The sequence below is a fragment of the Marinobacter alkalisoli genome (assembly GCF_045449795.1).
Lineage (GTDB): Bacteria > Pseudomonadota > Gammaproteobacteria > Pseudomonadales > Oleiphilaceae > Marinobacter.
Genome location: NZ_JBJJLB010000032.1, coordinates 192,254 through 207,025 on the forward strand (window position 1 = coordinate 192,254; position 14,772 = coordinate 207,025).

The window sequence follows — 14,772 nt, forward strand, 5'->3', positions numbered from 1 at the left end:
CGCGGCCGGCCCGGGAAGCCCTTTTGTATGCCATGAGAATTGTTCTGGTTTTACTGGCCCTGTTGCTGGTGATTGCGACGGCTCTTCCGCTACTGCGGTTTGACCAATGGTGGATCCGTGTTTTTGATTTTCCAAGAGGGCAGATTACCGTCGCAGGTATCGTGCTTCTTGCCCTCTATCTCTATTTCTGGAACCCACATCGCGTCTATGAATCCGTCGTTCTCGGACTATTGGTGCTGGCATTGGGATACCAGATAGTAAAGATATTTCCGTACACAGTGCTGATGCCCAAGCAGGTGCTGGCGGCTGAATCGGACTCAGACGACGCCAACTTCAGTCTGCTGGTCGCAAACGTGCTGATAGACAACCGGGAGTCGCAGGCCTTTCTGGAGATCGTTCGTGACTATGATCCGGATGTGATTCTCACCGTGGAGACAGATGATTGGTGGGAGGAAGCGCTCAGACCACTGGAAGACACATATCCGCACACACTCAAAAAACCGCTCAACAACACCTATGGCATGCTCGTGTTCAGCCGTCTGGAGATGGTCGATCCCGAGATCCGGTTTATTCTTAAAGTCAGCATTCCGTCGATGCATATGCAGGTGGTGCTGCCTTCCGGTGACCGGGTTTTTATTCATTTCGTTCACCCCGACCCGCCCAACCCGCAGTATGCAAAAGAGACGACAGAACGCGATGCGGAACTGTTAATCGTGGGCCGCGAAGTGGAGAAGCGCGACCGGCCAACCATTGTCGCTGGGGACTTCAACGATGTTGCCTGGTCCTACACCACGACCCTTTTTCAAAAAGCCAGCGGCCTGCTGGACCCGCGTGTCGGGCGGGGCATGTACAGCAGCTATAACGCCAGGAACCCGCTCCTGCGCTGGCCGCTCGATCACGTCTTCCACTCCGATCATTTCAAGCTCGTGCGCATGGAAAGAGGGCCTGCCTGGGGATCCGATCATTTTCCCATTTTCATCGAACTGAGCCTGGAACCCGGCGCAGAAGCCGATCAGGAAGAACCGGATGCCAACCGGGCGGAAGGCGAGCAGGTCGATAAGAAGATCGCGGATGGTAAGCAGAAAACAGATGAATAAGCCTGTCAGGAGCTGGTGCCGCTCCTGATCTTTTCTGCTCTTATTGGGAGCCAAAGACATGCAGACAAAGTTACGACTAGCGGATTTTATCCGGGCGGAAATAGAGCCCATTCTTCAGGATTGGGAAGCATTTGCCAAAACTATCCTTCATGCCAGGCATATGGGCAGGACCGGGCTGCGTGACCACGCCAGAGAAATGCTTCTGGAGATTGCCGACGATCTCGATTCACGCCAGAGTGAATCAGAACAGGCTGCCAAATCGAAAGGTTTTGAGCCGGAGGACGGGGAGGAGTCCTGGGCAGAAGTGCACGGCGGCGATCGACAGACCAGCGGCTTCAGCGTCGTTGAGACGGTTTCCGAGTTCCGGGCCCTGCGGGCAAGTGTGGTGTCACACTGGACTAAAGCTTACCCAACCATTGCCGGCGAACAGCTTCAAGACCTCACCAGATTCCATGAAGCGATAGACCAGGCCGTCGCCGAATCGCTGGAGCAGTATGCGACCGTAAAAGAGATGGAAACCCGGCTGTTCGGTGCCATTCTGGTCGCCTCTCCTGATCCGATTTATGTGCTGGACCTTGAGGGCCGGTTCATCTATGCAAACAAGGCCACTGCCGACCTTTTCGCTCTACAGCCTGAGGCGATCATCGGAAAAACCGCCTTTGACCTCGGGTTTTCGTTCGCCTCGGACTTCCAGCGTAACCTGGAAAAGGTGATTGCTGAGCAGTCCACCTACCGGGGCAAGTTAGTCCACATGTTTGCTTCTGGCCGGGGTGAAAGATTCGAGTATCTGCTTGCGCCCGTGCTGGACGAGCATCGACACACCGAAGCCACCGTCTGCATTTTCCGGGATATCACCGAACAGGCGCTCGCCGAGGAAAAAGTGTGGCACAACGCCCACCATGACCTGCTGACCGGGCTGCCGAATCGACGTCTGTTCCTGGATCGACTGGAACAGGAGGTCAAACATGCAAAGCGCAGTAGTCTGCCTCTTGCCCTGCTTTTCATGGATCTTGATGGCTTCAAGGAGGTTAACGATTCGCTAGGCCATGAAGCGGGGGACCGCGTACTGTGCGACGTGGCAGAGCGCCTTGCCGATTGTGTCCGGGAGGACGATACGGTTGCGCGTCTGGGCGGCGATGAATTTACCGTGATTCTCACCGCCGCCAAGCGGCGCGAGGATGTTGAGCGTGTGGCCCAGACGATCATTGATGCGCTCGCGATGCCCTTCCAGACTGCACTACAGGCAGTCCAGATTTCGGCCAGCATTGGGATCTCGTTTTATCCCCAGGATGCATCCTCTCCTTTAGCTCTGCTAAAAACCGCGGATCGGGCCATGTATAACGCCAAAGAATCCGGTTCCAACCGGATGTGCTTTTACGGCACATCCGATAAAACAGACGGACATTTGTCCTGAACTTACGGGGCCGAAAACGCAGCGGCTCTGCGCACAGCATCGATATCATCCTGAAGTGACATGGCTTGCTCCGAACGGACCAGTGCCATCCGTGACTGTTTTTTGGCGGCGGTGACCATCGCACTGTCATCTGTTGCGGCCAACGCGCAAAGAGCTTTCTGCAGTCGGATGGACACTTCAACGATACCCGCGCCGTCACGGGCAATGGCCGTAAAGGCATCGTCGAACAAGTCGTCGATCACCAGCTCCGGAACCGCTACGCGGTCATAGGTGATCGCCCGTAATTTGTCCTTTTCAAGCGGAGATTGCCAAAGCGTAAACAGTCGGACCATTGTGCCAATGACATTGATCGCGGTTCCCGGGTCGTTGATACCAGGCGACAGCGCCTTGTCGGCGATCTCGGACAAGGCAAGAAGCCCGAAGCGGGGATCATCTTCAAAAGCACGGTTTGAGCTAATCGTGAAGGCGCTGGAAAAGTCGTCTGGCTTGAACGTCTCGCATCCCTCAACGCTCCCTCCAATACCCCCCACAATACGAAGCAGCGGCCGGCGTGTGCTCACAAATGTACCAGGCAGCGCTGTCACGATCACGCGGCAATTGAGCGTTTCAGCGCAGGACTGTAACGTCTCCAGATCAATATGCTGAACATAACCAACCGTTGAAGAACATACAGGGACTCCCTTGTCTCCGGCCTGATGCGGGGAGGCTGTCAAAGCACCGAGTGCGGGCGCATGGCGGCGACGATCCAGTGCGTCGCCGGCTGCCTTTTCCGCTTTATCAATGGTGTTAACCACCCGGCCCAACCGGGCAATTCTGTCCACCCAGCGAACGAAAGTGATGATGACAATGGCGAACACCAGAAGGGTCAGCACGAAGATCGCAAATCGGCCTGCAGAGTCAAACAGGTCATTCTGGATGGCTATCAGGGATACAATACTGAAGATGAAGGCGCCTATAAACGCAGACAATGCGTTCTGGGTAACGTCATCAGCAATCACAAGCGGTATGGAACGAGGTGTCGTACCGGCACTGGCGGATGCATAAGCGGCCACCATGGAGCCTACCGCAAAAGTCGCAATAACCAGCATGCTGGACGCCATGATGGACAGCAGGGACTCGACAGATTCCAGGGTAATCTCGGGCAACACACTGGAAAGCCCCGTATCGTCAGCCAGTTTGGCGATGAAGGTACCACCAATAGAAAGCACGCAAAGCACCAGTGGCTTGACCCACAAACGCTCTTTAATGCGGCTGATAGCAAAACGAAACCTGTCCGGGCTCAACATACTGGTTCCTCCAACTGCTGTGATGATACATCAGGTTGGAGGGACCCTGTCAGAGCCAAAATGACGATGAGCCGCGACCGCATTGATAAAGGCGGACGCGATCTCGGCGGCATCGGCGCTTTCTGCCAAAAGTATACCCGGGACGTCCTCCGCCGCTGATTCGATGCCTGCCATTTCCAGCAGCTGCCGTCCGGCGCCGAAAGCAAGGATCGTCTTACAGTGCCTGAACTGATCGTTAACAAACTCCATCGTCTCTCCATTACCCGCCAGTGCCTGGACCGCTTTGTCGCCATCGGGCAATACCAGTGCGTCGAACAGGAATCCGGGCGCATTTTCCATCGATTTGTCCGCTTCTATTTGTTCGCCCGAGTCGCCTGCGAACAGGCCTACCCGTGGACCTACAAAATGAACCACGGCTCCCGCATCCGTCAGCGCGCTGTGAAGGCTGGCGAGCGAGGCATGGTGGACGCCTTCCTCCACCAACACGGCGATCTGTCGCGTGCGGACACCGCATTCGCCCGGCAGCGCCATCAGAGAAAGGGCTGGAGATGCGGTGACTTCAGGGGACGGAGGGTTTTCCATCGCCTTCGGCATGGCTTTGGGCACCTCCATGCCCAAACCCGCGGCGACCCTGGTTGCCAGATCTGGCGAAACGTTCACCAGGGAGGACAACATCCGCTCCCGTATGGCGGGAACACCGACCTTGCTAAGCTCGAAACGGAATCCGTCCACAATATGCGCTTGCTCGACAGCCGTCTGACTGTCGAAGAACAGGGTGGCCTGAGCATAGTGCTCGGCGAACTTCTCCGGTTTTCCACGGACCTTGTCTTCGACATTAGCATCGGGGAAAGATACGAATCCTGCTGTGCCAGCCTGGAAGGGGCAGCCGCCCGCCAATGAATTCGGTTCGTACGCAACACGCCCGCGATGCACCGCCTGACGGTGCAAACCATCGCGCTGGTTGTTCTGCACCGAGGCAAGGGATGCATTGATCGGAATTTCGTGAAAGTTGGGGCCGCCGAGTCGCGTGATCTGCGTATCGGAATAAGAATGGATACGACCGGCGAGCAAAGGATCATTGGAGAAGTCGATACCCGGTATAACATGCGCCGTACAAAACGCGACCTGTTCGGTTTCCGCGAAGAAATTGTCGGGGTTGCGGTTCAGAACCATGCGTCCGACGGGCGTGAGCGGCACCAGTTCCTCCGGCACAATCTTGGTGGAGTCGAGCACGTCGAAGCTGAAGCTCTCGGCTTGCTCCTCGGTGAAAATCTGCAGCCCCAGCTCCCATTCGGGGAATTCGCCGGATTCGATGGCTTCCCACAAATCCCGCCGATGGAAATCGGGATCCGCGCCCGAAATTTTCACGGCTTCGTCCCAAACGAGTGAGTGAGTTCCCTGCAGTGGCTTCCAGTGGAACTTACAGAATACGGATTGCCCCTGCTCGTTGACCAGGCGAAACGTGTGAACGCCAAAGCCCTGCATCATCCTGTAGCTACGTGGTATGCCGCGATCCGACATCACCCACATCAGCACATGAGTGGATTCCGGCATCAGCGAGACAAAGTCCCAGAAGGTGTCATGGGCTGACGCCGCCTGGGGCATGCCGTGATGCGGTTCCGGCTTGACGGAATGAACCAGGTCGGGAAATTTCATCGCATCCTGGATGAAGAATACCGGTATGTTGTTTCCGACTAGGTCCCAGTTACCTTCGTCGGTATAGAACTTCACCGCGAAGCCACGGATGTCCCGCGCGGTATCTTTCGAACCGCGTTCGCCGGCCACTGTGGAAAAGCGCACGAACACGGGTGTGATTTTGCCTTTCTCGGCGAACGGCGCCGCGCGAGTGACCTTGGTCAGCGCGTCGTAGGCTTCAAAGTAGCCATGCGCTGCCGAGCCGCGTGCATGGACGACTCGCTCCGGGATGCGTTCGTGATCAAAATGGGTGATTTTTTCCCGTAGAATGAAGTCTTCGAGTAACGATGGCCCCCGCAATCCGGCTTTCAACGTGTTCTGGTTATCGCCAATGGGAACACCTTGATTCGTCGTCGACGGTTGACCGCTTGCGTCGACTCTAACCCGGTCGAGCGGAGCGACGGTCGCGTTCGTTCCGAGCCGCGCTGTGCCGCCGGTTTTTTCGGTCCCGGTATCCTCTGTGGTCGTGCTCGCGGTCAATGCACTGGAATCCGGCTCTACAGTCTCTCCGGCCGGTGGCGTCACGGCATTGGCGTGACCGTGCTCCTGCGCCTTGATACTGTTATAGGGCATTGCAGCGACGAAGTCTTCGCTTGCGCGGGCGTGCTCCGCGACAATGTCGTTGGTTCTGAGCACACCATCGTCTCTATGGCCTGTCGTGGCAGACTTATTGCCATCGTTTTTCTCTCGTGATGACAGAGTCGGTTTCTTTTTCCTGGCCATGATTCTTCTCCGTGAAAGTGGGGAATGTGGACAATCGAGATGACTCTCGAACCACTTGCCTCAGTGGATTTTCGTGCCGCCGGGAAGAGCTGTCTGTTCGGTAACGAACGCTTAAGGCGAGCCGGACCTACCCCGGTCATTCAGTTCCGATCGGCCACAATAAGGGGGGAGCAGCATGGGAGCGACGAACCGGGGCAGGCCACGGCCCCGCTGGACTATCCTGCGCCTGGGAGAGATCACGGTGGCGATGAGCGTGGCCATGGCCGCCGGCATGGGCGTGGGCCTGGCCGCATTGGCCGTGGATACTGCGTGGCTGTGGCCTCCGCCGGTCGGGCTGGGGTAGCCTTTCTCGGGTAAACATTCCCTTACCAAACTACAACCGATATCTCCAATGGTTGTCAGTACTCTGTCGTAATGAATCGAGTATTGGCATCGTGGGAACGCCCCTTTCCGTCCGGGCATATCATAAGAGCGCTGATAGTGGCTGCCTGTCTGCCGCTGTCTCTTCCGTTGCTTGCCGGAGACAGAGAAGATGGGTATCGGCTGCTTGAGCTGGACGGTTACAAGGTCAAGTGGGGCGAGCAGACATTAGGGGTGGGGGCGAGCATCAGCTATGCCTTCGCTGACGAGACGTTGCAGTTCGATGATGCGCGCAACTGCGGTGTTTTGGCGCCGATGAAATCGCTCTCCGGGCAGGATCTTTCCTTCGAGACGCTGGCGCGCGAGACCGAAGCGGCATTTCAGGTTTGGGAGCGCGCTGCTGATCTTTCATTCCACCGGGTTGCTGATGCCCGGGATGCGGATATCATTCTCGGTGCACAAGGCCAGCCGCGCATGCGGGCATTCGCCAATGTATCCTACGCCCCCGATGAGAAAGAGGGTGTGCGCACCATCGAGCAGGCGCTGGTGTGCCTGAACCCCGACCAGAAGTGGAAGGTTGGATTCGGTGGTGACAAGGAAGTCTACGACATCCGCTATACGCTGATTCATGAGATTGGTCACGCCATCGGCCTGGACCATCCCGGTCCATCCGGGCAGGTGATGGGGTTTCGCTACACCGAGGCCTTCCCCGGGCTGCAGCCCGGGGATCTGCGTGGCGTCCGTCGGCTCTACGGGCGTGGAGCCAATGGCAGCCAACTGGCCGATGGCCCCGACTCCCACCTCTTCAAGTCAGCGCTCTGACTTAATTCAGAAGTTGTAACCCAGACCCACCGTATAGGCCCAGATACCGTCGTCCTGGAACGCATCGCTAGCATCATCGGTATCGCTGAACAAGAACTGATACTCCGCGCGAGCGAGAAAATAGGTCTTGGTCAGCACGTAGTACTTTATGCCCGTTTCCAAACCTGCGAAGGCGCTGTCCTTGACGCCGTCTCCGTAGATGCCGCCGAGGCTGGCGCCGACGAAGGGCCGCGCACGGTTGTCGAGGAACTGCTGGTTGAGGTAACCACGGGTTGAGCCGTTCCAGAAATCATCCGAGACGCTTTCGCCTTCGATATCGGCGAAAGTGATGCTTTGCCGGACACCGGCAACCAGGCTATCCCGCAAATACCAACCAAGATCGCCGGTTACACCGAAGCTGCCGCTATTGAAATCCCGGTCGTTACTGCCGGTGCCGGAGATGGAGAATTCCCGGTCGCCCTCATTTGGGCCGAACTCCGAGGACTGTGCGACTGCTGCCATGGGCAATGCACCGAGTAGGCAGAGAGAGATTACCGCACTATTGACGTTGATCATGAGAAGCTCCTTGCTTGCATTCTTCAGATCGCATTTCCGAAATGCGCCATTACGTACCTGGCGCGAACCGTGGTGCGGCGGATACCACGGTAATCAACCGACGCGAACGCACTTACTCAGCATCTGTGCCTGCCCGCTTGGCTGTCTGTGCGGAAGCGCACATAAGGGATGCATTTCAAAGCCCGGTTTCCCGCAGGTCAAAATATCGTGCACATCAAGTCATAGATCGAACCGAGGCCCGCTCGCCCAATCAAACGGGTGTCTGTGTCTGATATCGCACAGACACCGGTTTGATTAAAAGGAATGATGAATGATCGATGGCGCGCAGTTGTGCGTCATCGGGGGGCGTCCAACGATTCCACGAGCCGGCCATAGCGCCAAAGGAGAGTAAAGATGAACAAGGACACCATTGAAGGTAACTGGAGTGAACTCAAGGGAAGAGTGAAAGAACAGTGGGGCAAGCTGACCGATGATCGACTTGACGAGATTGCCGGCAGGCGAGACCAGCTGGCGGGCGAAATTCAGCAGGCCTACGGTGTTTCGAGAGACGAAGCCGAGAAGCAGGTTAAGGATTTCGAAGAGTCCTCCAGGCACTGACACACGATAGTCCCGTCGGTTGTTACACACTGCCTGCAATGTTGTGTTGCAGGCAGGCCCCAAACGGTACAAACATCTGGAGATCAGCTCATGAACAAGAATCAGGTCAAAGATAGTGAGAACGAGGAGAAGGAAAAAGCAAAGGAGGCCGACCGTGAGAACACAGAGAACAAGGGTAAGGCCAGGAAGCATGGCGGCAAGGACGACACCGTGTTAGGAGAGGTCAATGACGAGCAATAGAATTCTGGCTCTTGTGTTACTTGTTGTGGGGTTGATCCACCACCTGGTTCCTGATCCTTGGCGCGGCTTCTGCGGTGGCTGGTGTTGGACTGCTGATGTTCGGTAAATCCGCACGCAACTAACGCAGGAACCCGCGATGTCCCACAAGGTGCAGGAACCCCTGGATGGCGGCGCGAAGGTTGCCGGTCAGAACCCGGTGGGGGATCGGCCGGATCAACGACTGTTCAACGCGGTAGAGCTTCGCCTGTTTCGCTACACGGCGGTTCTGTTGTCCCTGGTTGCACTGACCGCGCTGATCGGAATCATCTTGTGGGCATTCAGTTGGGTACTGAACGAGTTCTACAACCTGCTCCTGTCGCTGTCCCTGGCTGGCATTCTGGCGCTGGTGCTTCATCCTGTGGTGGAGTTTCTCGAGACCCGGCTTCACTTACCCCGCTTGCTGGCCATCATTCTTCTGCTGATGGCCTTCTTCGCGAGTATCGGCGGCCTGATTTTCTTGCTCGTTCCCACCCTGGTCAGCCAGATCGTCCAGTTGATGACCGTTTTGCCCAACACACTGGCAAACTGGCAGGAGCATTTCTCCATCTACTTCCCGGAACTCAGCGCCATGATATCCTCCAGCATGGAGAACGGCGATGGGAAGGAGTCCCTGCCAGTCCTGAAAGACCCGGGTACGACCATCATGAACTATCTGGGGCTGTTGGCGGGCATCAGCTTCGTCCCCCTGTTCCTGTTCTTCACCCCGCACTCGTGGTTATTTCCCTGTTCTTCTGGGGCACGGTCTTGAGCGGCATTATCGGCATGGTACTCGCGGTTCCCCTGACGGCGTTCTTCGTCGCTATCTGGAGCGAGATCAAGACCAGTCTGGAACACGCGCTGAGCAGCCCGGATGGGAGGTCATGAGGACTGGCGACAATGTCGATGTTCCGTCACCAGCGTTCTGTTTGTTTGAACCAGGCCGTCGATGGTTCCCTCCCATGCCGGCCCAATCTCGACACGCACATCCCGCGCGCCGACTTCTTCCTTGCAGTGAGAGCATACGGTCACCGGAGCCATGCGGTGGCCGCAGGATTTATGAATGTGAAGCAGCGGTGCTCCGCGCTCGTCCGCCATGTGAGTATTCCCCCACTGGACCAACGCGATGTGGGTTGAGGAAAAGAACCTGAACGATCCCGGAACCGCCGTCAGCGTACTGCAGCAGGCCGGTTTTGATGCCGAAGACGTCCTGGCGCGTTGCGACGATGCCGCAGTGAAGGCGGAGCTCAAACGTCTGACGGAAGAGGCGGTTGGCCGGGGCGTGTTCGGGGCCCCGACCTTCTTTGTGGGGGATGAGATGTTTTTCGGGCAGGATCGGTTACCGCAACTGGAGCAGCACATAAACGCGCGCTGATCGGCTCGCAGGCTGCATCATCATCCTGGTCAGTTTTGCGGTACGTGCGTCTTTCGGGCTGTTTCTGCTCAGTAACCGTACACGTTGTCCTGCCGGCCTAACGGAATAGCCAACCCGCTACGAGCCGGACCACGCGCGGCATAATCAGATACACCACAAGGGCGACAATGGTCGCGGCGACGATCCCGTGGCGGACGCCCCAGACGGCAAGCTCTGGAACGCCTTCAAACAAGGGTTGATACACCACAGGTACGATCATGGTCAGTGGCCATATCACAGCCGTGGTGATGAGCCACTGTCTCCATCGCGTGGGTTGTTTGGCTTTCGAGGCCGGTGGGGTAAACCAGAAATCGATGCCGCTTTTGATTTCAACCTGCTCGTCAGACGCCAGTGCCGAAGCGATGTCGGATATCAGCTCCCTGCGGATGTCCGAGTCAAGCCATGCTTCGGCCTCTTCCTTGCTGGAAAACCGCACCGCAATTTCAAACGTGTCACTTCCTTCGGGCGGACGGACCACATGAACGCCCTGATGTCCGGGAAATTCAGCCGCGGCGGTAATAATCTGTCGTAGCCAGGTTTCGTAGCGATCCCGGAGCCGGGGGCGGACAGTGTGCCGGATAATGATCGATCTGCCTGAATTGTAATGCACACTGGACGTGGCGTTTGTCGCTTCATCGCTCATGACCGATCTCCTGACCAAGCATATTGTTATCGCCGATAAGACGCGGCGAACCGCTTAAAGAATCTAGTTGAAATTCGTGGGCGGGGGTAGGTCGGAGTTCTGAACGGTGTGTTCCATGGGTGGAACATGTCTGTGCATTGATGTGAGTCTGTATCAGGGGCTACCGCGCGCAATCAATGCAGTAAAGGCAGCGGGCCAAACTCAGAGCGCAGGGCATCCATACGGGAGAGCCGGCCCACACTTTGCTGGTCCAGGTGCACGGTTCCGCTGGCCTCGTCCCGGGCCTCGCTGGTTGAGAGCAGGTCTTCACGTAGTTCGAGTAGTTGTTGGCGAAATTTTTCCAGCTCTTCCGGGCGCATGTGCTGACCTCTTATTGTTTGTGAACTTGGCTTCCTTTGTCCGGGGGGGGGGGTATCACAGGTTGGATATGTTATCAGAGAATACTATGTGAATCGTTGCACGACGGGAGAGGGGAGAATGGTACCCCCGGCAGGACTCAAAGTTTATTGCAAGATATTGTTAATAAAGGATTTATTTATTTTTTATATTACTTATACCCCCATATGTACCCCCAAATAGCAGCCAGCTTCAGGGTTGTTATGTTTTAAAGCTAATAGGTAGGAATCTTAATTGCGGGCGGTGAGCCTTTGCCTTTGCATTGTTAGCCCTATAGCGCAGGTAGATCCGGCCTCAGGAAACCCAAAGCACGATAACTCTATCCCCAAGCCAGCTCAATGCGAAGTTGACCCAGTCGGCCCATTCCAATATCTTAAGTGCAGGTGTCTGGGCACGCCGCCGCGCTTCCCGCTATACGTAAAGCTCCTTGCAGCCCTTTGCAACACAGTTTCATACCTTCACCTTATCGGGCGGAGGCTAAGCGGGAATGGCAGCCAATACGATTTAAGTTGGAGGGGATGATGTACTCAGCACCTACACCTACCGCATTTCTTAAACACCTTACACGTGCAGCCAAAGAAGAATCGAAGGCAACTAAACCCGGCTATACCTACCATCTCGAGCAGATTGCTCGGTTTAGTGGTTTCTCACCTTGGCGCGCCCTCACAGCAGCCATTGAGTCTCACCTAGATGCAGATGCGCCGCAGTATTTGAATTCGGAATTCTGTCTGCGCGTACTAAACGGGCTAGAGAAGGCGCTTCCCTCGACGATAGACCAGTTCGCAGAGCGGGAAGCGGAGCGCGTCATTGAAGATTCGGGGATGTGTTTCGCTGGCTCAAAAGCCGGATCAAAAGATCACAATGTCGTCGACTTATGGACCTTCCTTGAGGCAGAGCTTCCTCATGCTTGGTCTCCAGAGCTTAAACGGAAAACGTATGACTCCCTTGCTGTTCAGGGCACGAGGCTGACGTTAGAGGAGATCATGTTCGAGTATTAAATTGTTCCGGTTAGGCAAACTGCTTTCTCGGATACTTCCACCCGGTTCGCCGGGTGGTCTCATTCCTGCACCAAGCATCATCGCGGCTAGAAAGTAAGCGTCCGGTGATCCCATCTTGAGCACGGCGCTGCCAACGTCAGGATAGTGTCCACTTATTTTCTAGTGGACACTTAACATGAACGAATTAAGCGTAACCAAGCCCTACCAACGCCGTCGCCGGTTTTCCCGCGAATTCAAAGCCGAGATTGTCGCCAAATGCCTGGAACCCGGGGCCTCCGTTTCCCGGATTTCACTGGATAACGGTCTCAACGCCAACATGGTCCGGCGCTGGATGAGTGAAGCGCAGCGAGCGGATAAAACACCAGCAACACCGGGATTTGTTCCGGTTAATCTGCCTGCTGCAACCTCTGCACCGGGCAACCAATCGGTCTCGGATAAGCGTAGCACCATCCGCATCGAGATTCCCCGCGCCGGTGGTGCGGTGGTGGTGGAGTGGCCTGCGGAGCAGGCCCACCAGTGTGCCGCCCTGTTGCGGGATCTGCTGGGATGATCCGCATTGACGAGATCTGGCTGGCCACTGAGCCGCTGGACATGCGAGCCGGGCCAGACAAAGCGCTGGCTCGGGTTATTCAGGTCTTCGGTTCTGCCAGGCCGCATTGCGCCTACCTGTTTGCCAACAAACGGGGCAACCGGATGAAGGTCTTGATCCACGATGGCCTGGGCATCTGGCTCTGTGCTCGCCGGCTGAATCGGGGCAAGTTCCACTGGGGCGAAGCCTGGCGCGGTGACCAACTGCGCCTGACTGAGGAACAGTTATCCGCTCTGGTTCAGGGCCTGCCCTGGCAACGCCTTGGCGCTGAAGGCGTGATCTCCATTCTGTAACCATAAGCTGAGTGATATCGCCATAGCCAGAACCGCGAATCGCTTGCGGCACATGGACTTGGCATACTGACGGGCATGACTCAGCGCCCCGATCTCGACCAACTCTCTGCCGATCAGCTCCGTGCTCTTGCCACGGAACTGTTCGATCGTGTCGAGAACAAGGAGCGGGCCCTGGTGCACCGTGATGCGGTCATCGAGAAGCTGACTCACGAAGTGGCCATCCTCAAGCGCCATAAGTATGCCCGGCGCAGCGAGCAACTGGACGCCGTCCAGGGACGACTGCTGGATGAACTGATCGACAGCGACCTGGCGGCTATCGAAGTCGAGCTGGAACAGGCGATGACCGAGGAGCAGAAAGCTGCCCGGCCAAAGCAAAAGCCCAAGCGCACCCCGCTGCCGCCGGAACTGCCCCGCACCCTGATCCACCACGAGCCCGAAAACACTCAGTGCCGCTGCGGCTGCCAGCTCAAGCGCATCGGCGAAGACGTCAGCGAAAAGCTGGACTACGTTCCGGGCGAGTTCACGGTGGAACGCCACATCCGGGGCAAGTGGGTCTGTGACAGTTGCGAGACCCTGGTCCAGGCACCGGTGCCACCGCAGGTGATCGACAAGGGCATTCCCACCGCTGGTCTGCTGGCTCAGGTCCTGGTGGCCAAGTACGCCGATCATCTACCGCTGTACCGTCAGGAACGCATCTTCGGTCGCGCCGGCCTCGAAATTCCGCGCTCCACCCTGGCCGAATGGGTCGGTGCCTGCGGTGTGCAGTTACAGCCCCTGGTGGATGCGCTGAGAAACACCCTGCTGGACCACAGCGTTCTGCATGCCGATGAAACCCCGGTCAGCATGCTGGCCCCGGGCAAGAAGAAAACCCACAAGGCCTACGTCTGGGCTTACTGCACCACACCGTTCTCGGACCTGAAAGCCACCGTTTATGACTTCGCGCCCAGCCGTGCAGGCGAACACGCCCGCACCTTCCTGGGTGACTGGCAGGGCAAGCTGGTCTGTGATGATTACGCTGGTTACAAGGCCGGGTTCGGCAACGGCATCATCGAGATCGGTTGCATGGCCCACGCCCGGCGCAAGTTCTACGATCTGCACGAAGCCAACAAGAGCGAGCTAGCCGCTAAGGCGCTGGAGTACATCGGAAGGCTCTACGAAATCGAGCGGGACACCAAAGACCTGCCACCGGACAAGCGGCAGGAAATCCGGGAAACAAAAGCCAAGCCGATTGCTGATGCGCTGCATCAGTGGATGCTGGCGCATCGCCAGAAAGTGCCGGATGGTTCCGGCACGGCCAAAGCGTTGGATTACAGCCTCAAACGCTGGGCAGCGCTGACGCGCTACCTGGACGATGGTGCTGTGCCCATCGACAACAACTGGGTGGAAAACCAGATCCGGCCCTGGGCGCTGGGCCGCTCCAACTGGTTGTTCGCGGGATCACTGCGCAGTGGTCAGCGTGCGGCTGCCATCATGACTCTGATCCAGTCGGCGAAGCTGAACGGACATGATCCGTATGCCTATCTGAAGGATGTGCTGACCCGTCTCCCGATGCAGAAGAACAACGCCATCGATGAGCTATTGCCTCACAACTGGAAGCCGGCTATTACTGACAAGGTGTGATGGCCGGACGCTTAC

Annotated in this window: 17 protein-coding genes; 12 read left to right on the forward strand and 5 right to left on the reverse strand. The window is 57.0% G+C overall.

Features of this window, described 5'->3' with window-relative positions:
- The first annotated feature begins 32 nt into the window (after positions 1-32).
- Positions 33-1,097, forward strand: coding sequence for an endonuclease/exonuclease/phosphatase family protein (locus ACJO3M_RS15965; protein ID WP_407002397.1), 1,065 nt, complete (start codon positions 33-35; stop codon positions 1,095-1,097).
- Between the two features lie 196 nt (positions 1,098-1,293).
- The gene (locus ACJO3M_RS15970; RefSeq protein ID WP_504362681.1) at positions 1,294-2,511 is read left to right on the forward strand and encodes a diguanylate cyclase domain-containing protein; all 1,218 of its coding nucleotides are present in this window, start codon (positions 1,294-1,296) and stop codon (positions 2,509-2,511) included.
- Between the two features lie 2 nt (positions 2,512-2,513).
- Here ACJO3M_RS15970 and ACJO3M_RS15975 read toward each other — a convergent pair whose 3' ends face one another.
- Together ACJO3M_RS15975 and ACJO3M_RS15980 are read right to left on the reverse strand one after the other, a co-directional pair.
- On the reverse strand, positions 2,514-3,797 hold the full coding sequence (locus ACJO3M_RS15975) for a DUF2254 domain-containing protein (RefSeq protein WP_407002381.1): 1,284 nt from the start codon (positions 3,795-3,797) through the stop codon (positions 2,514-2,516).
- A gap of 30 nt (positions 3,798-3,827) precedes the next feature.
- The gene (locus ACJO3M_RS15980) at positions 3,828-6,215 is read right to left on the reverse strand and encodes a catalase (protein WP_407002382.1); all 2,388 of its coding nucleotides are present in this window, start codon (positions 6,213-6,215) and stop codon (positions 3,828-3,830) included.
- Between the two features lie 175 nt (positions 6,216-6,390).
- Here ACJO3M_RS15980 and ACJO3M_RS15985 point away from each other — a divergent pair, with 175 nt between their 5' ends.
- Positions 6,391-6,558 (forward strand): hypothetical protein, encoded by a 168-nt coding sequence (locus ACJO3M_RS15985; protein WP_407002383.1) that lies wholly within the window; start codon positions 6,391-6,393, stop codon positions 6,556-6,558.
- Between the two features lie 137 nt (positions 6,559-6,695).
- Positions 6,696-7,397: a matrixin family metalloprotease gene (locus ACJO3M_RS15990; protein ID WP_407002384.1), complete on the forward strand. Its 702-nt coding sequence runs from the start codon at positions 6,696-6,698 to the stop codon at positions 7,395-7,397.
- A gap of 6 nt (positions 7,398-7,403) precedes the next feature.
- Here the strand turns inward: ACJO3M_RS15990 and ACJO3M_RS15995 are convergent, their stop codons facing one another.
- Positions 7,404-7,952 carry a hypothetical protein gene (locus ACJO3M_RS15995; RefSeq protein WP_407002385.1) on the reverse strand — a complete coding sequence of 183 codons (549 nt, stop codon included), beginning with the start codon at positions 7,950-7,952 and terminating at the stop codon, positions 7,404-7,406.
- Positions 7,953-8,345: 393 nt separating this feature from the next.
- Between ACJO3M_RS15995 and ACJO3M_RS16000 the strand changes: the two genes are divergently transcribed.
- The 4 genes from ACJO3M_RS16000 (at position 8,346) to ACJO3M_RS16015 (ending at position 10,179) form a co-directional block, all read left to right on the forward strand.
- Positions 8,346-8,549 carry a CsbD family protein gene (locus ACJO3M_RS16000; protein ID WP_407002386.1) on the forward strand — a complete coding sequence of 68 codons (204 nt, stop codon included), beginning with the start codon at positions 8,346-8,348 and terminating at the stop codon, positions 8,547-8,549.
- 90 nt (positions 8,550-8,639) lie between these two features.
- A complete protein-coding gene (locus tag ACJO3M_RS16005) occupies positions 8,640-8,789 on the forward strand; it encodes a hypothetical protein (RefSeq protein WP_407002387.1) in 150 nt (49 codons plus the stop codon).
- Between the two features lie 136 nt (positions 8,790-8,925).
- On the forward strand, positions 8,926-9,576 hold the full coding sequence (locus ACJO3M_RS16010) for an AI-2E family transporter (protein ID WP_407002389.1): 651 nt from the start codon (positions 8,926-8,928) through the stop codon (positions 9,574-9,576).
- A gap of 354 nt (positions 9,577-9,930) precedes the next feature.
- Positions 9,931-10,179: a DsbA family protein gene (locus ACJO3M_RS16015; RefSeq protein WP_407002390.1), complete on the forward strand. Its 249-nt coding sequence runs from the start codon at positions 9,931-9,933 to the stop codon at positions 10,177-10,179.
- A gap of 97 nt (positions 10,180-10,276) precedes the next feature.
- Here the strand turns inward: ACJO3M_RS16015 and ACJO3M_RS16020 are convergent, their stop codons facing one another.
- Together ACJO3M_RS16020 and ACJO3M_RS16025 are read right to left on the reverse strand one after the other, a co-directional pair.
- Positions 10,277-10,861, reverse strand: a complete 585-nt coding sequence (locus tag ACJO3M_RS16020) for an antibiotic biosynthesis monooxygenase (RefSeq protein ID WP_407002391.1) — start codon at positions 10,859-10,861, stop codon at positions 10,277-10,279.
- 173 nt (positions 10,862-11,034) lie between these two features.
- A complete protein-coding gene (locus tag ACJO3M_RS16025; RefSeq protein WP_407002392.1) occupies positions 11,035-11,220 on the reverse strand; it encodes a hypothetical protein in 186 nt (61 codons plus the stop codon).
- A gap of 558 nt (positions 11,221-11,778) precedes the next feature.
- Here ACJO3M_RS16025 and ACJO3M_RS16030 point away from each other — a divergent pair.
- The 4 genes from ACJO3M_RS16030 to tnpC all read left to right on the forward strand — a co-directional run bounded on the left by ACJO3M_RS16030 (position 11,779) and on the right by tnpC (position 14,757).
- The gene (locus ACJO3M_RS16030) at positions 11,779-12,255 is read left to right on the forward strand and encodes a hypothetical protein (protein WP_407002393.1); all 477 of its coding nucleotides are present in this window, start codon (positions 11,779-11,781) and stop codon (positions 12,253-12,255) included.
- Between the two features lie 175 nt (positions 12,256-12,430).
- Positions 12,431-12,805: an IS66-like element accessory protein TnpA gene (tnpA, locus tag ACJO3M_RS16035; protein WP_406999688.1), complete on the forward strand. Its 375-nt coding sequence runs from the start codon at positions 12,431-12,433 to the stop codon at positions 12,803-12,805.
- Entirely contained in the window at positions 12,802-13,137 is a 336-nt protein-coding gene (tnpB, locus tag ACJO3M_RS16040; protein WP_406999690.1) for an IS66 family insertion sequence element accessory protein TnpB, read from the forward strand. The genes tnpA and tnpB overlap by 4 nt, the downstream gene beginning before the upstream one ends.
- A gap of 75 nt (positions 13,138-13,212) precedes the next feature.
- On the forward strand, positions 13,213-14,757 hold the full coding sequence (gene tnpC / locus ACJO3M_RS16045) for an IS66 family transposase (RefSeq protein WP_406999692.1): 1,545 nt from the start codon (positions 13,213-13,215) through the stop codon (positions 14,755-14,757).
- Positions 14,758-14,772: the final 15 nt, after the last annotated feature.